The organism is Rhizobium sp. NLR22b, assembly GCF_019685295.1.
Classification (GTDB): Bacteria; Pseudomonadota; Alphaproteobacteria; order Rhizobiales; family Rhizobiaceae; genus Rhizobium.
In genome coordinates this window covers 1-21,636 of sequence record NZ_JABDWM010000041.1, presented here as the reverse complement: position 1 = coordinate 21,636, position 21,636 = coordinate 1, and the positions used below count along the sequence as shown (strand labels likewise).

Here is a 21,636-nt window from a genome sequence, read left to right as displayed (position 1 = left end):
TTGCATGCCGCTTCAACCCGGAACTCAGCGCCAAATACGACCTCCTCATCAAAGCCGGCAAGCCGCCGAAGGTCGCCATCACAGCCATCATGCGAAAGATCATCCTGCTGGCAAACGCACTCCTGCGGAAAAACCAAAAATGGACACCAAAAGCCGCTTGATCAAAACGGATACTCTAGCCTCTGGCGGAAAGATGATGCCGCCTTTCTTTCGGCCGGCGCGCTCATATGTTAAGGGCGAATGGCGCAACAGGCGGCATTGTCCGCGAGGAGGACGGCTTCGTGTTCCATCCGAGACTATTCGAGAATCGCAATGTCATCGTGACCGGCGCCGGGCGGGGCATCGGCCTCGAAGTGGCCCGGCAGTTCTTGGACTGCGGCGCAAAGGTGATCGTCCATATCGGGCGCAAACCGGGACGCGAGCTGCCGGATTTTCTGCTGACGGCTGAATCCGAAAGACGGGCGCTGTTGCTGCACGCCGATTTCACCGCCGTTGGCGGCGCTGCGCAATTTGCCGAAAATGCGCTCGCCTTCTTCGACAAGGTGCATGTGCTCGTCAATAACGCCGGCACCATGCTCGGCCGTTTTCCGGCTGCCACACTGACCGACGCAGATTATGAGGCGATCGTGCGTTTGAACCAGACGTCGGTGGTGGCGCTGACGCGTGCGTTGCTACCGGCATTGAAGGCGGCGGAAGGCGCTGCCATCGTCAACACCGTTTCAATTTCCGCGCTGACCGGCGGCAGCCCCGGTTCTTCGATCTATTCCGCCTCGAAAGCCTTCATTTCAACCTATTCCAAGGCGCTTGCCCGCGAGCTTGCGCCGGATGGCATCCGCGTCAATTGTGTCTCGCCCGGAACGATCGAGACGGATTTCCATGAGCGCTATTCTTCCCGCGAAAAGCTGGAGCAGACGAGAAAGTCTATTCCCTTGCAGCGGCTGGGCACAGCGGAGGATTGCGCTCCGGCCTATCTGTTCCTGGCGGCACCCTCCCTCTCCGGATACATTACCGGCCAGGTCCTCGAGATCAATGGCGGCCAGCTTATCTGCTGATTTAGTTAGACCTTTTTTCACATTTGATCACTTTTGGCAAATTCGCGTGTGCGAATATGCTATTGGGCTGATCTGCCTTTTCGCTTCCCTTCCGAGATGTCGAATGCCATTGCCCAAGCCCGAGCCGGGAATGTCCGGTCAGGAATTGCACAAACTCGCTGGAAACGCTCGTGAGGCGAGCGATCTGCTGAAGGCGCTGGCGCACCAGACCCGACTTCTAATTCTTTGCATACTCGCGACCGAGGAGCGGACGGTGGGTGAAATCGAAAATATCCTCGGCATTCAGCAGGCGATGGTCTCGCAGCAGCTCGCGCGTTTGAGGCTCGAAGGCCTTGTCAATACGCGCCGTCAGGGCAGGCTCGTCTATTACCGTATCGGCAATACGAGCGTGCTTGCCTTCCTCGAATCGCTGTTCGATCTTTTTCCTGCAGAAAACAATTAGCACCCGCCCTTGCGGAGCACGGTTGCTGCGTCGAAGATAGGCTGATCCGGATGATTTCGCGCCGGATCGGGAGACCGGATGATCGCCAAGCTGGAATTTTTCATCGCCCTTGCCAACGAAAAGCATTTCGGCCGCGCCGCCGAGGAGTGCGGGATCTCGCAACCGACACTTTCGGCCGCCATCCGGCAGCTTGAAGACCAGCTTGGGGTCATGCTGGTGCAGCGCGGCTCGCGTTTTCAAGGGCTGACGCCGGAGGGGCAGCGGGTGCTTGAATGGGCGCGGCGCATCGTCGGCGACGCCCGCACCATGCGCGAGGAAATGCGCGCCGCCCGCCGTGGTCTTTCCGGCCACATCCGCCTCGCTGCCATTCCGACCGCGCTCGCCATGCTTTCGCGCATCACTACGCCCTTTCAGGAACGACATCCCGGAGTGACCTTCTCGATCGTCTCGCGGAACTCGCTGCAGGTGCTGAGCATGCTGGAAAATCTCGAAATCGAGGCCGGCATCACCTACCTAGAAAATGAACCGCTTGGCCGCGTTACGACCGTGCCCCTCTATGCCGAGCGCTACAATCTGATCACGGCCGCAGGCAGCCCGCTTTCCGATCGCGACAACGTGACTTGGCGGGAAGTCGGCGATCTTCGGCTTTGTCTATTGACAGCCGACATGCAGAACCGCCGCATCATCAACCGGCACCTGACGGAAGCCGGCGCCACGGTGCATCCGACGCTAGAATCCAATTCGATGATCGTGCTGTTCTCGCATGTCAGGACCGGTCGCTGGGCGAGTATCATGCCGCGCAACGTCGCGAAATCCTTTGGTTTTCCCGTGGAAATCCGGATGATTCCGATCGTCGAGCCTGAGGCGCATCATCTGGTCGGTCTTGTCGCGCCTTATCGCGAGCCCTTCACCCCGCTCGTTTCGGCCCTATTGCACGAAGCGAGAGTGCTCGTGCGGGATGAGGAGCTTTGATAGAAAAAACCTATCATTCCACGAAATAGCTTTATTGATCGTCATCGGCTTCCCTGAGATGTTGTCTGCACGATGGCGCTCGGCTGGGGAGGCCTGCCATCCCGAAACGAGCAAGCCGCCGGGAGGGCCGCCTGATGACCATTCATATCGCCGGAGGCGATATCGCAGCGCGTACACGGACCATCGTCGCCGACCTGCGCTTCCTTGAGGGACCGCTGCTTCCCATTCTGCACGAGGTTCAGCGAGAATTCGGTTATGTGCCGCAGGAAGCCCTGCCTGTGATTGCGGAGGAATTGAACCTCTCGCGCGCCGAAGTGCACGGGGTGATGACATTCTATCACGATTATCGCGACCATCCCGCCGGCCGCCACGTGCTGAAGCTCTGTCGCGCCGAGGCCTGTCAGTCGACGGGCGGCGATGCGTTGGCTGAACGCGTCAAGGCGCTGCTGGGCATCGATTTTCATCAGACGACGCTCGACGGCGCCGTGACGCTGGAGCCGGTCTACTGTCTCGGCCTTTGTGCCTGCGCCCCGTCGGCGATGCTCGACGGCGAGGTTTATGGCCGGCTCGACGATCAGCTGGTGGCGGAACTCGTTGCGGAGGCACGTCGATGACAGTCAAGATTTATGTTCCGCGCGATGCCGCTGCGCTGGCGCTCGGGGCCGAAAAGGTGGCAAAGGCGATTGCCCAGGAGATCGCCGCCCGCGGCTTCGATGCAGAGATCGTGCGCAACGGCTCGCGCGGAATGTTCTGGCTGGAACCGCTGGTCGAGGTCGAGGCCGCCGGCAGGCGCATCGGCTACGGGCCGGTGAAGGCAAGGGATGTGCCTGCTCTGTTTGACGCCGGAATGATGAACGGCGGCGGCCACCCGCTCTGTCTCGGGGGGGTTGAAGACCTCCCCTTCCTGAAGGAACAGACCCGCCTGACCTTCGCCCGCTGTGGCATCACCGACCCGCTTTCGCTTGGCGATTATGAGGCGCATGGCGGCCTTGCCGGCCTTCGCCGCGCCGTTTTGATGACGCCTGTCGAAATCGTCAAGGAAGTCACGGATTCCGGCCTGCGCGGACGCGGCGGTGCCGGTTTTCCCACGGGCATCAAGTGGAAGACGGTTCTCGATGCCAGCGGCGAACGCAAATATATCGTCTGCAACGCCGACGAAGGTGATAGCGGCACCTTCGCCGACAGGATGATCATGGAGGGCGATCCCTTCGTGCTGATCGAGGGCATGGCGATTGCAGGGCTTGCGACCGGCGCCACGAAGGGGTTCGTCTATACCCGTTCGGAATATCCGCATGCGATCGCCGTGATGAGCGAGGCCATCGGCATTGCCCGGCAGGCCGGCATTCTCGGGCCGTCAGTGCTTGGTTCGGGTCGCGCCTTCGATATCGAGGTGCGCACCGGCGCCGGCGCCTATGTCTGCGGTGAGGAAACGGCTCTCTTGAACAGTCTGGAAGGCAAGCGCGGCATCGTGCGCGCCAAGCCGCCGCTGCCGGCGCATAAGGGCTTGTTCGACTGTCCGACCGTCATCAACAATGTGATCTCACTTGCCTCGGTGCCTGTCATCCTGGAGAAGGGGGCCGCCTTCTACCGCGATTTCGGCATGGGCCGCTCGCGCGGCACCATTCCGCTGCAGATCGCCGGCAATGTCAGATATGGCGGCCTCTATGAGACCGCCTTCGGTCTTTCGCTCGGCGAGATCGTCGACAGGATCGGCGGCGGCACGAGGACCGGCCGACCGGTCAAGGCCGTGCAGGTCGGCGGACCATTGGGCGCCTATTTCCCGCGGGCTCTGTTCGATACGCCTTTCGACTACGAAGCCTTCGCCGCCAAGGACGGGCTCATCGGCCACGCCGGCGTCGTTGTCTTCGACGACACGGCCGATATGCTGAAGCAGGCGCGTTTCGCCATGGAATTCTGTGCCGTCGAAAGCTGCGGCAAATGCACGCCCTGCCGCATCGGTTCGACCCGCGGCGTCGAGACGGTCGACAAAATCGCGCGCGGCATCGAGCCGGAGAAGAACCGGGTGCTGCTTGGCGATCTCTGCAATACCATGAAATTCGGGTCGCTCTGTGCGCTCGGCGGTTTCACGCCCTATCCCGTGGTGAGCGCCATGACGCATTTCCCGGAAGATTTCGCGCCGGCGCCGGTCGTGGAGGCGGCTGAGTGATGATCTTCCAAGCTACAGTCGCATGCCGTGACTTGCTCAATTCCATTTCCGTACAGGAGGCCGACCATGTCTCTCATCCATGAAATCGACTACGGCACTCCCGCTTCGAAATCCGAAACCATGGTGAGGCTCACCATTGATGGGCAGCAGATCAGCGTGCCGGAGGGCACCTCCATCATGCGCGCATCGATGGAAGCCGGTATCGAGGTGCCGAAGCTCTGCGCTACTGACATGGTCGATGCCTTCGGCTCCTGCCGGCTCTGTCTCGTCGAGATCGAGGGCCGCGCCGGCACGCCGGCCTCCTGCACGACGCCGGTGGCGGCAAACATGGTGGTGCACACGCAGACGGGACGATTGAAGGATATCCGCCGCGGCGTGATGGAGCTTTATATTTCCGATCATCCGCTCGACTGTCTCACCTGCGCTGCCAATGGCGATTGCCAGTTGCAGGATATGGCCGGCGCTGTCGGCCTGCGCGACGTGCGCTACGGCTATGAGGGCGACAATCACGTCAAGGCGCGCAGCAACGGCGACATCAATCTGAAATGGATGCCGAAGGACGAGTCCAATCCCTATTTCACCTATGATCCCTCGAAATGCATCGTCTGTTCGCTCTGCGTACGCGCCTGCGAGGAAGTGCAGGGCACTTTCGCGCTGACGATCGAGGGGCGCGGTTTCGGTTCCCGCGTGTCACCCGGCATGCATGAGAATTTCATGGATTCCGAATGCGTTTCCTGCGGCGCCTGCGTCCAGGCCTGTCCGACGGCGACGCTGACGGAGAAATCGGTTATAGAGATCGGCCAGCCGGAGCATTCGGCCGTCACCACCTGCGCCTATTGCGGCGTCGGCTGCTCCTTCAAGGCGGAGATGCGCGGCGAGGAACTGGTGCGGATGGTGCCGTGGAAGGACGGACAGGCCAATCGCGGGCATTCGTGCGTCAAGGGCCGCTTCGCCTACGGTTATTCCACTCACAAAGACCGCATCCTCAACCCGATGATCCGCGAAAAGGTCAGCGATCCCTGGCGGGAGGTGAGCTGGGACGAGGCCTTCGCGCATGTGGCGTCGGAGTTCCGCCGCATCCAATATCAGTATGGCCGCGACGCGATCGGCGGCATCACCTCCTCGCGCTGCACCAATGAGGAAACCTATCTGGTGCAGAAGCTGGTCCGCGCCGGTTTCGGCAACAACAATGTCGATACCTGCGCCCGCGTCTGCCACTCGCCGACCGGCTACGGTCTCGGCCAGACATTCGGGACCTCGGCCGGCACGCAGAATTTCGACAGTGTCGAACAATCCGATGTCGTCGTCATCATCGGCGCCAACCCGACGGACGGCCATCCGGTGTTCGGGTCGCGGCTGAAGAAGCGGCTGCGCCAGGGGGCGAAGCTCATCGTCATCGATCCGCGCCGCACCGATATCGTCCGGTCGCCACATGTCGAGGCTTCCTACCACCTGCCGCTGAAGCCGGGCACCAATGTCGCAGTGATGACGGCGCTGGCGCATGTGATCGTCACCGAAGGGCTCTACGACGAGGCATTCATCCGCGAGCGCTGCGACTGGTCGGAATTCGAGGACTGGGCGGCTTTCGTCGCTGAGCCGCAGCATAGTCCCGAACAGACGGAGGCTTTCACTGGCGTTCCGGCGGCGGATCTGCGCGGTGCGGCAAGGCTCTATGCCAAGGGCGGCAATGGTGCGATCTATTACGGCCTCGGTGTCACCGAACACAGCCAGGGCTCGACCACGGTGATTGCGATCGCCAACCTGGCGATGGCGACCGGCAATATCGGCCGCCCGGGCGTGGGCGTGAATCCGCTGCGCGGCCAGAACAATGTGCAGGGTTCCTGCGACATGGGCTCCTTCCCGCACGAGCTGCCGGGCTACCGGCACATTTCCGACGATGCGACGCGCGATATCTTCGAAAAGCTCTGGGGCGTGAAGCTCAACAACGAGCCGGGTCTGCGCATTCCGAATATGCTGGATGCGGCGGTCGACGGCTCGTTCAAGGGCCTGTACGTCCAGGGCGAGGACATTCTCCAGTCCGATCCCGATACGAAACATGTCGCCGCAGGGCTGGCGGCGATGGAATGCGTCGTCGTGCAGGACCTGTTCCTCAACGAGACTGCCAACTACGCCCATGTCTTCCTGCCGGGCTCGACCTTCCTCGAGAAAGACGGCACCTTCACCAATGCCGAGCGGCGCATCAACCGCGTTCGCAAAGTGATGACGCCGCGCAACGGCTATGGCGACTGGGAGGTGACGCAGAAGCTTGCCCATACCATGGGACTCGACTGGAATTATGCCCATCCGTCGGAGATCATGGATGAAATTGCCGCGACGACGCCGAGTTTCGCGCTTGTTTCCTACGATTACCTCGACAAGATGGGTTCGGTGCAGTGGCCCTGCGACGAGAAGAACCCGCTCGGGTCGCCGATCATGCATGTCAACGGTTTCGTGCGCGGCAAGGGCAAGTTCATCCGCACTGAATATGTGGCGACCGACGAACGCACCGGCCCGCGCTTCCCGCTGCTGCTCACCACTGGCCGCATTCTCAGCCAGTATAATGTCGGAGCGCAGACCCGGCGGACGGAGAATGTCGTCTGGCACGCGGAAGACCGGCTGGAGATCCACCCGCACGATGCCGAACAGCGCGGCGTCCGCGATGGCGACTGGGTGAAGCTCGCCAGCCGCTCCGGCGACACCACGCTCCGGGCGCTGATCACCGATCGTGTCGCGCCGGGCGTCGTCTATACGACCTTCCATCACCCCAATACGCAGGCCAACGTCGTCACCACCGACTTTTCCGACTGGGCGACCAACTGCCCGGAATACAAGGTGACGGCGGTGCAGGTCTCGCCGTCGAACGGGCCGAGCGACTGGCAGCTCGAATATGACGAGCAGGCGCGGCAATCGCGCCGCATCGCCGGCAAGCTCGAAGCGGCGGAGTGACGATGCAGGGGCGATTTGGTGTTGTCGGCAAGATCCTCCTTCCTCTCCTAGGGGAGAAGAGGAGGCGTCCGTGATGACTTTCGCCACCACCGCCCGTGCTCCCGAAACCGCCCGCCGCAACGGCGTCATGCACAGCGGTTCGCGCATGGTGCCCGAGGAAGTGCCGATCGCCTTTTCCTATGGCGGCAGTTCGCATGCGGTGATGATGGCGACACCCGCGGATCTTGAGGATTTCGCCGTCGGTTTCAGCCTGACGGAAGGAATTATCGCCAAGCCGGCGGAGATATCCGCCATCGAGATCGTCGAGGGCGAGCAGGGCGTTGACGTGCAGGTCAGCCTTGCCGACGACGTCGCCGATCGGCTGCGGGCGCGCCGCCGCAGCATGGCCGGCCCGGTCGGCTGCGGGCTCTGCGGCATCGAATCGATCGAACAGGCAGTGCGGCCGGTGCCCAACGTCTCAACATCGCCGTTGACGCTGTCTCACGCGGATATCGTTCGGGCCGTTTCGCTTCTGAACGAGGCGCAGCCGCTGCATCGGCAGACGCGGGCCGTACATGGCGCTGGATTCTATCTTCCCGGCGGCGGGCTCATTGCGGTCCGTGAAGATGTTGGCCGCCACAACGCGCTGGACAAACTCTGCGGCGCCGTCATCCGCGCCGACGAAAGCGGCGGAAACGGCGCGGTCGTCGTCACCAGCCGGCTGTCGGTCGAGATGGTGCAGAAGGCGGCGATCCTCGGCAGCCCCACGCTCATCGCCATTTCAGCGCCGACAGCCCTTGCCATCCGCACGGCCGAAGAGGCCGGCATGACGCTCGTCGCGCTGGTGCGCGGCGAGGATTTCGAGATTTTCACACACCCGCACCGCATCTTGCCCGGAAGCATCGCCGATGTCGCATGATACCAAAACCAAGCTTGTCTATATGGCAAATCAGATCGCCACCTTTTTCAAGAGCCAGCCGCAAAACGAGGCCGCGCAAGGGGTCGCCACGCACATCAACAAATTCTGGGAGCCGCGCATGCGGCGGCAATTGTTTGAAATTCTCGAGGAAGAGGAGAACGGTCTGGATGCACTCGTGCTTCAGGCCGCTCCCATGATCCGCAAGCCGGAGGCGGAGGCAAACCAGGTCCGGTAATCCAAAGTGGCATCTGCCGGAGGGGAGGCAGCAGCAAGCTGCCTGGTCATGCGCCACTGCATACGTCATGAAATTTAAAATATACGAAGTTCGAAGTGTTACAGCGTCCTTTGCGCGCCGGAAAATAACGCCGCCCGCCGCCAAGAGCACGATGATCACGACCAGACAAGCAAGTCTAGATTTCCGATGGCAAGCAATAAAAAACCGCCAAGAGCGGCGGTTTTCCGATATCCCATTGTTCTGGCAGATCAGGCGGCCAGTTCATCCGTCTCGTTTTCCTTGAACATCTTCGCGAGGTTCAGGAAGCAGATCATGCCGTTTTCCGAAGCGATGATGCCTTCGCAGAAAGCGCGGTCGAAGGAGGCGGTCACCTCGGGCACCGGCTGGACCTGGCTCGACGAGATGGTGAGAATGTCCGAGACGCGGTCGACGAGCATGCCGATGACCATGCTGTGAACTTCCGCGACCACGATGGCGCTGCGTTCGTTGGCAACGGTGCTCTTCATGCCGAGCTTATAGGCGAGATCAATGATCGGGATCACCGAACCGCGCAGGTTCATGACTCCGATGACATCGGCCGGCGAATGCGGGATCGGCGTCGAAGGCGCCCAGCCGCGGATTTCGCGAATGGTCGTAGTCTTGACGCAAAATTCCTGATCATGCAGGCGGAAGGCAATGATCTCGAGCGTATCGCCGCTGAAGCTAGTGGAATTGATCGTGGCCATTAGAATTCTTCCCAACTGTCGTAAGCCAAAGCAGAAGCGGGTGCGCCACCATTGGCGCCAACGAGCTTTGCCTTCACACCACGCGATGACTTTGCACTTGGCAAAGCATCGTTACGGTTAGCAACGACATTAACGGAAGAGTGTTGCTCAAATCTAAATCGGGAATGGAAGCGTGAAGCTTTTCCGCCCCGATCTATTTCAGCCGATCGTTTTTTCGATCCGCGAGACGGCCCAATCGACCTGCTCCCTCGTTATAACAAGTGGCGGAGCGAGGCGGATCGTGTGGTCATGGGTGTCCTTGGCGAGAAGGCCGCGCTCCTTCAGCGCATGGCAATATTGCCGCGCGCCGCCGGCTTCGGGCTCCAGCTCGATCGCCATCATCAGGCCACGACCGCGCACCTCCCTGACAATGTTGGAGCGGATCGACCTCAAGCCTTCGATGAAATAATCACCCATCGCGGCGGCATTGTCGATCATGCCTTCCTCCACGAGCACCTTGAGGGCCGTGCGCGCCACCGCGCAGGCGAGCGGATTGCCGCCGAAGGTCGAGCCGTGCTGGCCGGGCTTCAGCACGCCCAGCACCTCGGAATTGGAAAGGACGGCGGATACGGGATAGAAGCCGCCGGAAAGCGCCTTGCCGATCAGCGTGACATCGGCCTCTATGCTTTCGTGCTCCTCGGCCAGCAGCTTGCCGGTGCGGCCGAGGCCGGTCTGGATCTCATCGAGGATCAGAGTCACGTTGTTATCAGTGCAGAGTTCCCGGATACGGGTAAAGTAACCGGCCGGCGGGATGATAACGCCGGCTTCGCCCTGAATCGGCTCGATCAGGGCTGCCACGGTATTGCCGTTGATCGCGGCCTTGAATGCCTCGGCATCGCCGAAGGGAATGATGCGGAAGCCAGGCGTGTAGGGGCCGAAGCCAGTGCGGGCGTCGGGATCTGTGGAGAAACTGATGATGCTCAGCGTGCGACCATGGAAATTGTCGGCGCAGACGATGATCTCCGCCTTGCCTTCAGGTACGCCCTTGACCTCATAACCCCACTTGCGCACCGCCTTGATGGCGGTCTCCACCGCTTCAGCGCCTGAATTCATCGGCAGGATCTTGTGCGAGCCCGTAAGTGCGGCAAGCTCCTCGTAGAGATGGGCGAGCTGGTCGTTGCGGAAGGCGCGAGAGGTGAGCGTCAATCTGCCGGCCTGCTCGATCATGGCGGCTAGGATTTTCGGGTGGCAATGGCCCTGATTGACGGCAGAATAGGCCGAGAGGCAATCGAGATAACGGTTGCCGTCGGTATCCCAGACATACACGCCTTCGCCGCGCGTGAGCACCACGTCGAGCGGCTTATAGTTGTGAGCGCCGAGCCGCTGTTCCGTGGCGATCAGTTTTTCCGAAGTGTTCATGGCGCTTCTCCCTCAGCCTTGTCTATGCGGCACGTGTCGGACGATCGAAGATGCGGCGGCCGAACAGGCTTGCCGTCAGTTCCACCAGGATGCGGGCGCTTTTGCCGCGATCATCGAGAAACGGATTGAGCTCGACGAGATCGAGCGACGAGACGAGGCCGCTGTCCGAAAGCATTTCCATGACAAGATGCGCCTCGCGGAAGGTCGCACCGCCGGGCACCGTCGTACCGACGCCGGGGGCGATGTCGGGATCGAGGAAATCGAGATCGAGGCTGACATGCAGCAGGCCGTTGGCCTTGGCGACAACAGCGAGAATCTCCCGCATGATAGCGCCGATGCCCTGCTCGTCGATGGCGCGCATATCGAAAACGTTGACGCCGTGTTCATGGATTTCCTCGCGCTCGCGCGCATCGACCGAACGGATACCGACCTGGAAGACATTCTTCGGGTCGACGAAGGGCCGGTTCTTCGGGAGGATTTCGGCGAACTCCGCCTCGCCGCAGAAGAAGGCAACGGGCATGCCGTGCATATTGCCGGAGGGCGACGTGGCCGGAGAGTTGAAATCGGCATGGGCATCGAGCCAGAGCACGAAGAGCGGGCGCTCCTTGCTGGCGGCATAACGCGCCATGCCGGAGACGCTGCCCATCGACAGGCTGTGATCGCCGCCGAGAATCAGCGGAAAGCGGCCGGCGGCGGCGACGTCATAGACGCTGCTTTCCAATGCGCGGGTGAAGGCACCGACGATCCTCAGATTGTGGGCTTTCGGATGATTCGGCAGATCCATCGCGGGCACTGTGGAGAGATCGCCGATATCGGCGACGTCGTGGCCGAGATCAATTAGGGTCTGGTCGACGCCGGCAATCCGCAGCGCCGCCGGCCCCATGGCGGCGCCTCTGCGACCCGAACCTTCTTCCAAGGGTGCGCCGATGAGGGTGACAGATCGCGATTGCGCATTCATTCGATGGCTCCGTGTTGAGGCCTGTTTCGGCCGATAGTGGGATAAAGGGCTGGCGGCAAAAAGATGGAAAAGTGCCAGAAATGGATTATGATTGCGCAGATTGGTAAAGCTATTTTGACAAAGTGTTCGACGTGGACGATCTCGATACCGAACTTCTGAGTGCCCTTCGCCACAATGCCCGCATGTCCGTCTCGTCGCTGGCGGCGATGACCGGTGCATCGCGGGCAACGGTCGCCGCCCGTATCGACCGGCTGGTCGTCAGCGGCACCATCGTCGGCTTCACCATCCGCACCAGTCACGAGACGCGATCCGCCGGCGTGCGCGCTATCGTCATGATCGAGGTGCTCGGCAAGCTCGCCGACAGGGTGGCCGATCAGCTCAGGGGCCTGCCGCAGGTGCGCGCGCTTCACAGCACCAACGGCAAATGGGATTTCGTCGCCGAGCTGGAGGACCGCGATCTTGCCGCCTTTGACGAGACGCTGCGTCGAATCAGGTTGATCAACGGCATCAATTCGACCGAGACCAACATTCTTCTCAAAACGAGCAAGACGGGTTTCTAAGCCGCTTCAATATTCCCGTTCATAGACGATGCCTGCTTCGCCGGCGCCATTGCCGCCGGCGGCTCCCCGCAATTTGACACCGCGGCCGACATCGAGATTGATGATGGCCTTGGCGCCGGCCGAGCCGCCCTGCTGCAATTCGAAATAGGTACGGTCGTTGAGATAACGGCCGACGCTGACACTCGTCTGGCCCTTCTCGTCGGTGCTGACGTCGAAATCGTCAACGCCGAGCTGGTTGCGCAGACCCTCGAAAAGCGAAGTGGAGCGGTTGCCGGCCAGCTGGCTGACCGCGTCGGCGAGCTGGGCGATCTGCACCGGCGACAGCTTCGACATCGACTGGCCGAAGATCAGCTGCGCCAGCACCTCGTCCTGCGGCAGCTGGGGCGAAGAGGAAAAGGTGATCGAAGGATCGGTGGCAAGGCCTGAGACATCGACCGTCAGGGTCGTCGTGCCGGAGGTGGAGGTCGCTTCCATGTCGAGCGCTGGCGTCAGGTCGCCGGCAAAGGTGACTTTGCTCTTGTCGGAGAAATTGAGGCGGCGATTGAGAATGGTCAGCCGTCCGCGGCGCATCGTAAAGCCGCCGGTGACGATGGGTGCTGCCGCCGTTCCGCGGATCGTCACGCGGCCTCCAAGCTCGGCATCGATGCCGCGGCCGCGCACGAAGATCTGCGAGGGCGCATCGATTTCGAGGTCGAGCGTGATAACGGAGGACTTTTCGCCCGGCTTTTGCTTGCCTTCATCGCGCAGCTGCGCCAGCACTGCTCGCGGTGCATTCTTATGCCGGATGTCGATTTCACGCAGCGAGGTCGGCAATCTCTCCGGGACGGTGATCGAGGTCTTGTCCAGCCGCAGCTTACCGCTCAGCGTCGCGCTCATGATCGGCCCGCGCAGGCCGACTGCCCCGTTGACGGTGGAGACGACGAGCGTTCCGTCGACATAGACGGCCTTGTCGAGCTTGATCGAAATGTCGGCGGGAAAGCCGCCGGCGGGCTGGATGCCGATGGTGCCGCTTGCCGAAATCGTGCCGCCGCCGCCAAGATTGCCGCTGAGGCGCGAGATGACGGCCTGGTTGCCATTGAAGGTGACGATGGCTGCGACATTGTTGATGGCAAGATTGCGCCTGACGTCGACGAGCTTGGCCCCTGATGTCGAGACAGTGCCGTTGATGATGGGTGCTGCGGCCGTTCCGCCAATCTTAAGATCGACGTTGGCGACGCCGTCGGCGACAAAGCCCTGCTGTGCGAGCGGCGCGCCAAGCACGGCGAAAGGAACATTGCCGTTGAAGCGCATGTCGATGGCGCGGTTGCCCGATATCACCACGCTGCCGCCGCCCTTCAGCGACATGCCGGCGTCGCCGGCCAGGCTGGTGTCGACCGTCAGCCTGTTGTCGGCAAGCTTGCCGGATGCCCCGATGCTGAACGGCGAAAGACCGGCGCCTTTCGTCTGGCTCGTCGCGGCATTCTTCCAGTCGACCTTGAAATCGACGGCGGGTGAGGACAGCGTGCCCGTCGCTTTGGCCGTCGCCGAGATGGTACCCTCGGCTCCGATGCCCGGAACAAAGCCGTTGGCGATGGCGGCCGGAACATTGGCAGCGTTCGCGGTGACGTCGATCGATCGGATCGTTGTGCCTGCAATGGACAAATTACCGGCGGCCTTCAGCGAAATGCCGCCGCCGCCGCTGAGGTCGGCATCGAAATCCAGTCGGTCGCCGGCATATTTTCCCGTCGCCGCCAAGGCAAGCCGGGAGAGGCCGGCGGCCTTGGTGTGGCTGGTCGCGGCATCTTTCCAGTTGAGCTTGAAATCGACGATCGGGTCTGCCGGCGTTCCCGATGTCTGGGCGCTCGCCGACAGTGTGCCTTCAGCACCAAGGCCGGGAACAAAGGCATTGGCGATATTTGCCGGCAGCGCCGGAATGTCGGCATTGATCGAAAGGTCGCGGATGGCCGTTCCCGCGATCGTCAAGCCACCCGCCGCCTTGGCCAACATGCCCTCCTTGCCGGCAAGGCTGGCATCGAAATCGACCCTGTCATTGGCGAACTTGCCGGAGGCCACGGCGCTCAAACCCGACAAGCCGCTGCTCCTGGTCTGCGCGGTGGCGGCGTTCTTCCAGTCGAGCTTGAAATCGACGGCGGGTCTTGGCAGCGCGCCTGAGGCGGATGCCGTTCCCGACACCATGCCCTCCGCGGCAAGACCCGGAACAAAGCCGTTGGCAAGGGCTGCTGGCAGATTGACGAGATCGGCCTTGACGTCGAGGTTGCGGACCGAGGCGCCCGATATCGCCACATTGCCCGCGGCATTCAGCGAGAGGCCGTCCTTGCCGCCAAGATTGGCGTTAAAGGCGAGCTTGTTGTCGACGAGGTGTCCCGATGCGGCAAGCGCGAGGCCGGAAAGATGCGCGCTTCTGGTGTGGCTGGTTGCGGCATCCGCCCAGTCGAGCTTGAAATCGGCCTTGGGTGCAGCGGGTGTTCCTGCTGCCGAGAGCGTGCCGGATATCATGCCGCCGGCCGCAAGATCGGGGACGAAGGCATTGGCGAGAGCGGCGGGGAGTTTGACGATTTCGGCATCGACTTTCATACTGTCGATCGTCGTACCAGCAAGAGCGACGTTGCCCATGGCCTTCAATGCGAGACCTTGATCGCCACCGGCGGCCGCGTTGAAATCCAGCTTGTTATCGGCAAATTTCCCCGATGCGGTAATGTCGAGAGCGGCAAGGCCGGCACGCTTCGTGTGGCTCGTCGCGGCGTCTTTCCAATTGAGGTCGAAATTGGCGGTCGGGGCGGAAAGCGAGCCCGCAGCCGAGAGCCTACCCGAGACCGTGCCTTCGGCAGCGAGATCGGCGACGAAGCTGTTTGCCAGGCTTGCCGGGACATTTGACAGTGTCGCATCGGCCGCGACCGCGCTGATCGTCGTGCCGGTAACGGCGGCATTGCCGTTCGCCTTCAGCGAGAGGTTGTTGGCGCCGGCAATCGCGGCGTCGAAATCAAGCTTGTTGTCGGTGAATTTTCCGGACGCGGTGACGCCAAGACCGGCGAGGCCGGCCCGTTTCGTGTGGCTCGTCGCGGCGTTTAGCCAATGGAGATCGAAATCGGCGGTCGGGGCTGCAAGCAGCCCGCTGGCCGCGACCGTTCCGGAGAGCGTGCCTTCTGCTGCGAGATCGGGAACGAAGCCGTTGGCAATAGCTGCCGGGATATTGTCCAGTGTTGCGTCGACCTTGACGTCACCGATCGTCGTCCCGGCGATATCCACGTTGCCGTTTGCCTTGAGCGAGAGCCTGTCGGCGCCGATGGCTGCGGCGCCGAAATCGAGCTTGTTGTCCACGAATTTGCCAGATGCGGTCACATCAAGAGCCGCGAGGCCGGCGCGCTTCGTGTGGCGCGTCGCGGCGCTTTTCCAGGCGATGTCGAAATTGGCGGTTGGAGCCTTAAGGGAACCGGAGGCGGTCACCTTTCCCGTGATCGCGCCTTCGGCGGCGAGATCGGAAACGAAACCATTGGCGACCTGCGCAGGCAGGTTGAGGATATCGGCGTTGATATCGAACACCGGCGCCGTCGGATCAGCGAGCGCGACGTCGCCGCGGGCCTTGAGCAACAGGCTGTCGGCACCGGCGATTGTCGCGTCGAAATCGAGCTTCTTGTCGACGAATTTACCGCTGGCAGTGATGCCGAGCGGTGTCAGGCCCGCGCCCTTAAGCTGCCCTGTCGTCGCATCCTTCCAGTCGAGTTTGAAATCGGCGATGGGTGCTGCCGGCGTTCCCGTCACGGCAATCGTTCCCGAGATCGTGCCGCCAGTCGAAAGATTCGGTACGAAACCGTCGACGAGTGACGCCGGCAGCTCCTTGATGACGGCATCGAGCTTCAGCGTCTCGCCGGCCGAACCGGTAACCGATACCGAGCCGGCGCCGGTCTTCAACGTCAGTCCGTCCAGATTGGCGACACCGCCGGTGACCGTGACCCGCGTCGGCGCAGCGAGCTCGATCGGAATGTTGCGGGGGCTTGCCGAGAGTCGATCGAGGTTGAAGCCGATATTGCCGGCGGCCATCTCACTCGTACCGTCCGCGATCACGGGATTGCCGTCATAGGTAGCATCGAGGTCGAATTTGGTGCGGTCTTGCTGTTTGGTAAAGCTGAGAGAAAGTCCGCCAAGTTTGTTCGCTCCGGCAGCCAGTTCCTCGGCCCTGACCGTGCCGTTTGCGGCAAGGGCGCTGAGATCGCTGACCGTGATGTCGATATCCGGCTTGACGATCGCCAGCGTATCGCGGCGGATCGAGGCGCCTGACGCAACGAGCTTGAGCGCGATCTTGCCGCCGTCGCTCTCGATGCCGAGCGACCCTTTGAGATCTCCTTCGGCTTTCTGTCCGCCAAGCGCAGCCAGCAAGCCGAGCTCGGGGAAATCGAAGGTCAACGCGCCCGAGGGTGCAAAGGAGGGCGAGAGCTCCAGATTGCCGGTTAGCCGGTTGCCGCCGATATCGGCGGTCAGTGCGGGAATGCTCGTCCTGCCGTTTTCAGAACGGACGTCGCCGCTGATGCCGATCGGCTGTCCGTCGATCGTGCCGGTGGCCGCAAATTTCCCCTGCGGCGCCTTGGGATCGGCGATACCCGACAGATCGACATTGAGGTTGGCGAGCATGCGATCGGCCATCTCAAGGCTGGGAGCCTTGAGATTGGCCGTCATGGAGATCGCCGGCAGTTCGCCTCCGACTCTCAGCGCGTAACCTGCTCCGCCACTCGCACCCGCAATCAGCTTGCCGATATCGGGCAGCCGACCTGAGAGATCGGCGTTCAACATCGAGCCGTCGAGCGCGACGTTGCCGGCGGCTTCAAGCGTGCCGGATTTCAGGACGAGGTTGGACAGCGCGAATTTCGACGGGATAGTGCCGGTCACCTGGCTTTCGAGCGTGATCGGCTGATCAAACCTGCTCGCCGCCGCGGCCGGCAGGGCCGCCGGCTCGACGCTCAGCTTGACATTGCCGGTCAGCGCTCGGTCCCCCAGCCGATAGGAACCGTTGAGGCTGCCGTTGATATTGGCGCTTTCGACGGTGGTGCCATTGAAGCCGATGTCTCCCGGCGAAATCTGGAGCGGCGCGGCGATCGTGATAGGGCCTTGAACTGCGCGGTTGAGGTTCGGTTCGGCAAAGGTTGCGTCGCCGGCCACGAGGCGCAGCTGAACGCTGCCGGAACGAGCGGCAAGATTGAAGGCGTCGCTCTTTGCCGTCAGCTTGACGTTGCCGATATCGGCCTGCGGCAGGGTTGCGCTGTCGAGCGAGCCGCTGAGGCTCAATCGGGCGGTCTGCGCGTCGCCTGTTAGAGCCAGGTTCAGACCCGATATCAGGAAGCGCGCTTCGCCTTCGGCGAGCGGCCAGCGGAAATCGACAGGGCCGGATGTGCCGAGCAGATTGGCGTTCAGGCTGTTGTTGCCGGTCGGGTCAAGCGCGCCCGATGCGGCGATGACAACGCTGCCGGTGGCGATATTGCCTGTCTGGATATCGATCTTGCCATGGTCGTCGAAGGTGGCGGCAAGGTCGATATTGGTTTGGCCGGCGAAAAGAGGCCGGAATGCCGCGGGAAGAAGCGAGCTCAGGTCACCGCCACCCTTGAGATCGAGATGGTGCAGCCCGTCTGCGCCAATCGCATGTCGGCCCTCGATTGCAGCGCGCTGTTGCCCGTCGAGCGCAGCCTGCATTTTGCCTGTCCAGTCGGATATCGGTCCCTGGCCGTCGAGGTTGATGTTGACGGCAGGATTGCCAGGCAGGCCGAGGAAGCCCGCCAAAAGCCCACCCTTCGGCTCGGCAAGCTGCGCCTTCAGCCGCAGCCGGTTTTCGGCCGGAGCGTAGGCGATATCGGCGCTAAGCCGCGCATCCGGAACTGCGTGGCGGCTGACATTGACCATCGCTTCGCCGCCGTCGCCATCCGCCGTAAGGCTGCCTACGGCGGCGAGCGCGAAGGCGCGTCCCGCAAAAGCTTCGGCGAGTTTGATATCGGGCAGGGCCACATGGTCGACATCGACCTTAACCGGAAGTGCGAAGCCGCCGGAATTTTCTGCGTTGGGCCGGGAGGGCAGGGTGCGCACCGGCTTGCGCAGCACGCTGATCGTCTCGATCTGGAAACGCTTGGCGTGGAATGTTCCCGTCAGCAGCGCCAGCGGGTTCCAGTCAATCGCCACGCCGTGAATTTCCGCAAAAACGCCCCTTGTGTCGGATAGGGAGATTTCGGCGGCGCGAAGCCCGCCGGTCAAAAGCCCCTCCGGTTCGCGCACCTCGATCGTCATGTCGCGGTTGGAAAGGGTGGAGGCGATCCTTTCGGTGACGATGCGGGCGCCAAAGGAAGTGAAGCCGAAGATCGCAAGTGCCGCGACAGCGAGAATCAAAATGGCGCCGACAGCAAAGCCTGTGACCCGCACGATCCAGTTGATGATTTTTGCCAGCGTTTGCATCGGCGCGGACTACCCCGTTTTCATGCGGCCCACAGATCGGAAGGAACCCGAATCGGCAATCCTAGAAGGATTGGCCGATGCCGGCATAAATTCCATAATCTGTGCCATCTTCGTACTTGTTCAGCGGCACGGCAAAATCAAGCCGCAGCGGCCCGAAAGGTGTGGCATATCGTATTCCCGCGCCGGCGCCGGCGCGGATATCGGAAAAACCCGGAAAGGTGCTGTCCGATACGGTGCCGACATCGATGAAGGGCACGAGGCCGATCGTATCGGTGATCCTGAAGCGGGCCTCCAGCGACCCGGTCACATAGGAGCGGCCGCCGGTGGCATCGCCGTTGTCGTTGTAAGGCGAGATTTCCTGAAAGCTGTATCCGCGCACCGAGCCGCCGCCGCCGGCGAAAAAGCGTTGCGTGGCAGGGATATCCTCGATCCCGCCGCCGCCGATCAGCACGCCGGCGGCGACCTTGCCTGCAAGCACGAGGCGATCTTCGGCGCCGAACGGAAGATAGCCGGAGATCGAACCCTCGAACGCCGCATAGGGGATGGCATTGAAGATCTCGTAGCCGGGCTTTGCCGACACCGTCGCGCGATAACCTTCGGTCGGATTGAACTTATCGTCGCGTGCGTCACGATCATATTGAAGCGGCAGAGCGATGGTCAGATAATCGTTGGTGCCGAATGCGTCGTCATCACGCTCCCAGCTGACTTCGCCGCTCGCCGACACCGTGTCCTTCTCGGTCAGTTCATAGGAAAGGCCGAGCGAGGCGGTGACGAGCGTCGCATCATAAGCGTCCGGATTCTGGGTCTTGGCGATGATGCCGGCCTTCAGCGTGGCGGCCGGGAAGAAGGCGCCGGGCTTGGTGAAGAGGATGCCGGCCGAATAGTCGAGGCTGCCGACATCGGTGGTTTCACCGAGCCGCGAGACCGAGCCTTCGATCCTCAGCGTCTCGGCTTCGCCGAACAGGTTGCGGTGACCCCAATAACCCTGGATGCCGAGGCCGTCGGTGGTGGAATATTGCGCGCCGACGCCGAAATAGCGCCTCTTGCCTTCGGACACCTCGATCGTCATCGGCAGCGTGCCGTCCGGCGCCAGCGCATCGCCCTCATGAATGGTGACGCTCGAAAAGACGCCGAGGGCGCGCAGCCGCTCGCCGGCCTTCTTCAGCGTTTCCGGCGAATAGGGGTCCCCTTTGTTCAGCCGGGAATAACGCTGGATGAACGCAGGCCGCACGGTTTTTTCGCCGGTGACCCCGACATCGCCGATCGGGGCGACAGGCCCGCCTTCGGCAGCAAGCACGATGTCGACCGTGTCACTCCTGTGATCGGCTACGACCTTGCGTTCGGTCAATTTGGCGAAGGGCCGGCCTTCGCTTTTCAACTGCTCGACTATTCTGTCGCCGGCCTTGATGATGGCGAGCGAGCCGGCCTCGGCGCCGGGGGCAAGGTCGTAGTCGGCGGGATTGCGATCCGCGGCGTCGCCGCCGAACTGCACCTCTCTGACCTTGAAAACAGGGCCTGGTGTTATATCGACTGTGACGGGGACCGGCCCGGAGCGGTCGAATGTCGGATTGGGCGGCAGGTCGTCGATATTTTTGCCGTCGATGGTGATCGCCACCACTCCGCCATACCGGGCCTTTTCATAGAGCGCAGCGACCAGTCGCTCGCGGTCGTCACGCGCCTTGACGACGATGCCGAGATCGCCGGAGACGGGCTGTTTCTGGTCGCTGACAAGGCGGGAGCTGTTTTCGAGCGCTTCCCTGAGATCCGGATCGGCGGTGTCGGTCTTGAGGTCGACGTGATAGCGCACCGGATCAGGCACCTGTTCGCTCTCATCCTCCTCCTTGCCGAAGATGGTGATGCCGAAAAGCTTGAAGGCGTAAGCATCGCCGATCAGGACCGGTGAGAACGCAGCTGCCGCTGCGACCACCATCATGGTGCCTGTTCGCCGATACGCAAAACCTATTTTCGGACTTGTCCCTCTAATCCGCATCCGCTGCTTTTGGTTACGCCTACATGAAGCTTCGTTGCCCAGCCGTGAACAGCTTAGCGGCAAAATCGCGCAGGGTGTACCATTTTAAATTGCCCACGCGCTAATTCGGTACAAAAAATCCCGGATGTGTGGCCGGGATTTCCTGTTTTGCCGTTTGTCAGCGCCCTCAGCGCGGGCAAGCATCGATGTAACGACGGCCATAGCGGTCGCGATAGTAGCACTGGCCGGGCTGTTCCGCGACGCTGCCGATCAGGGCGCCCGACACGCCGCCGATGGCGGCTCCGACCGCAGCACCTCGGACATTCCCGGTCACTGCGCCGCCAATGACGGCGCCGGATGCAGCACCAATACCGGCACCCTGCTGGGTCGGCGTGCAGCTTGCGACCGACAGGCCGATCAATGCGAGTATGACAGCTTTTTTCATCTCTTTCTCCTGGGTTGTCGCCCAATGGGCATAGGCCGTCCCTATTGTTTTTTGGCACGCTAGCTCGAAAACTATGTCGGAAGAAAGGGTTGTCCACCAGTGCCGCGATTTTTTTGCAGGACGAGTGTCGTCGTGGGGCCCGTGGTTTGCGATTTCCATCGCGCTGCGCCCTATCAAACTGGCGGATGATTGCGCCCATATTTTTTATCTGGAATCATTCAAAAATCTGGGCCTTTTGCCGCAGTTGATGTTAAAGCAAAGGGTAAGCATTGACGCGCGGACGTCCGGTCGGCAAGAACGGCCGCGTGATACTGGAGCATATGATGGATTTCGAAGCATTTTTCAAAAACGAGCTGGACGGGCTTCATGCCGAGGGCCGCTACCGCGTTTTTGCCGATCTCGAGCGTCACCGCGGCAATTTCCCGCGGGCGACGCGCCAT

At 61.9% G+C, this 21,636-nt stretch carries 16 protein-coding genes; 9 read left to right on the top strand and 7 right to left on the bottom strand.

The window, feature by feature from the left end; translation table 11 throughout:
- The first annotated feature begins 281 nt into the window (after positions 1 to 281).
- The 8 genes from HJC00_RS31630 (at position 282) to HJC00_RS31595 (ending at position 8,712) form a co-directional block, all read left to right on the top strand.
- The gene (locus tag HJC00_RS31630) at positions 282 to 1,052 is read left to right on the top strand and encodes an SDR family NAD(P)-dependent oxidoreductase (protein ID WP_210633042.1); all 771 of its coding nucleotides are present in this window, start codon (positions 282 to 284) and stop codon (positions 1,050 to 1,052) included.
- A gap of 103 nt (positions 1,053 to 1,155) precedes the next feature.
- A complete protein-coding gene (locus tag HJC00_RS31625) occupies positions 1,156 to 1,494 on the top strand; it encodes a helix-turn-helix transcriptional regulator (protein ID WP_221146055.1) in 339 nt (112 codons plus the stop codon).
- 78 nt (positions 1,495 to 1,572) lie between these two features.
- Complete coding sequence (locus tag HJC00_RS31620) at positions 1,573 to 2,466, top strand: LysR family transcriptional regulator (RefSeq protein ID WP_221165176.1); 894 nt, start codon at positions 1,573 to 1,575, stop codon at positions 2,464 to 2,466.
- 134 nt (positions 2,467 to 2,600) lie between these two features.
- Positions 2,601 to 3,080 (top strand): formate dehydrogenase subunit gamma, encoded by a 480-nt coding sequence (locus HJC00_RS31615; protein WP_210632930.1) that lies wholly within the window; start codon positions 2,601 to 2,603, stop codon positions 3,078 to 3,080.
- The gene (locus HJC00_RS31610) at positions 3,077 to 4,633 is read left to right on the top strand and encodes an NADH-quinone oxidoreductase subunit NuoF (RefSeq protein ID WP_221165175.1); all 1,557 of its coding nucleotides are present in this window, start codon (positions 3,077 to 3,079) and stop codon (positions 4,631 to 4,633) included. The genes HJC00_RS31615 and HJC00_RS31610 overlap by 4 nt, the downstream gene beginning before the upstream one ends.
- 66 nt (positions 4,634 to 4,699) lie before the next feature.
- Positions 4,700 to 7,579, top strand: a complete 2,880-nt coding sequence (fdhF, locus tag HJC00_RS31605; RefSeq protein ID WP_221165174.1) for a formate dehydrogenase subunit alpha — start codon at positions 4,700 to 4,702, stop codon at positions 7,577 to 7,579.
- A gap of 73 nt (positions 7,580 to 7,652) precedes the next feature.
- Complete coding sequence (fdhD, locus tag HJC00_RS31600; RefSeq protein ID WP_221154718.1) at positions 7,653 to 8,477, top strand: formate dehydrogenase accessory sulfurtransferase FdhD; 825 nt, start codon at positions 7,653 to 7,655, stop codon at positions 8,475 to 8,477.
- Positions 8,467 to 8,712 carry a formate dehydrogenase subunit delta gene (locus HJC00_RS31595; RefSeq protein WP_221165173.1) on the top strand — a complete coding sequence of 82 codons (246 nt, stop codon included), beginning with the start codon at positions 8,467 to 8,469 and terminating at the stop codon, positions 8,710 to 8,712. The genes fdhD and HJC00_RS31595 overlap by 11 nt, the downstream gene beginning before the upstream one ends.
- Positions 8,713 to 8,960: 248 nt before the next feature.
- On the opposite strand, the gene HJC00_RS31590 is transcribed toward HJC00_RS31595, so the two are convergent.
- The 3 genes from HJC00_RS31590 to rocF form a co-directional block, all read right to left on the bottom strand.
- On the bottom strand, positions 8,961 to 9,437 hold the full coding sequence (locus HJC00_RS31590) for a chemotaxis protein CheW (protein WP_064707940.1): 477 nt from the start codon (positions 9,435 to 9,437) through the stop codon (positions 8,961 to 8,963).
- A 198-nt stretch (positions 9,438 to 9,635) separates the two neighbouring features.
- A complete protein-coding gene (gene rocD, locus HJC00_RS31585; protein WP_210632926.1) occupies positions 9,636 to 10,835 on the bottom strand; it encodes an ornithine--oxo-acid transaminase in 1,200 nt (399 codons plus the stop codon).
- 22 nt (positions 10,836 to 10,857) lie between these two features.
- Entirely contained in the window at positions 10,858 to 11,793 is a 936-nt protein-coding gene (gene rocF / locus HJC00_RS31580) for an arginase (protein ID WP_221165172.1), read from the bottom strand.
- Between the two features lie 122 nt (positions 11,794 to 11,915).
- Between rocF and HJC00_RS31575 the strand changes: the two genes are divergently transcribed.
- Complete coding sequence (locus HJC00_RS31575; protein ID WP_210633041.1) at positions 11,916 to 12,353, top strand: Lrp/AsnC family transcriptional regulator; 438 nt, start codon at positions 11,916 to 11,918, stop codon at positions 12,351 to 12,353.
- A gap of 6 nt (positions 12,354 to 12,359) precedes the next feature.
- Here HJC00_RS31575 and HJC00_RS31570 read toward each other — a convergent pair whose 3' ends face one another.
- The 4 genes from HJC00_RS31570 to HJC00_RS31555 form a co-directional block, all read right to left on the bottom strand.
- Entirely contained in the window at positions 12,360 to 18,782 is a 6,423-nt protein-coding gene (locus HJC00_RS31570) for a translocation/assembly module TamB domain-containing protein (protein WP_221165171.1), read from the bottom strand.
- A 61-nt stretch (positions 18,783 to 18,843) separates the two neighbouring features.
- Positions 18,844 to 20,772: an autotransporter assembly complex family protein gene (locus tag HJC00_RS31565; protein ID WP_221165170.1), complete on the bottom strand. Its 1,929-nt coding sequence runs from the start codon at positions 20,770 to 20,772 to the stop codon at positions 18,844 to 18,846.
- A 166-nt stretch (positions 20,773 to 20,938) separates the two neighbouring features.
- Positions 20,939 to 21,196 carry a YMGG-like glycine zipper-containing protein gene (locus HJC00_RS31560; RefSeq protein WP_011427043.1) on the bottom strand — a complete coding sequence of 86 codons (258 nt, stop codon included), beginning with the start codon at positions 21,194 to 21,196 and terminating at the stop codon, positions 20,939 to 20,941.
- Between the two features lie 218 nt (positions 21,197 to 21,414).
- A partial coding sequence (locus HJC00_RS31555) for a hypothetical protein (RefSeq protein ID WP_221102547.1) occupies positions 21,415 to 21,636 on the bottom strand: 222 nt, incomplete at its 5' end.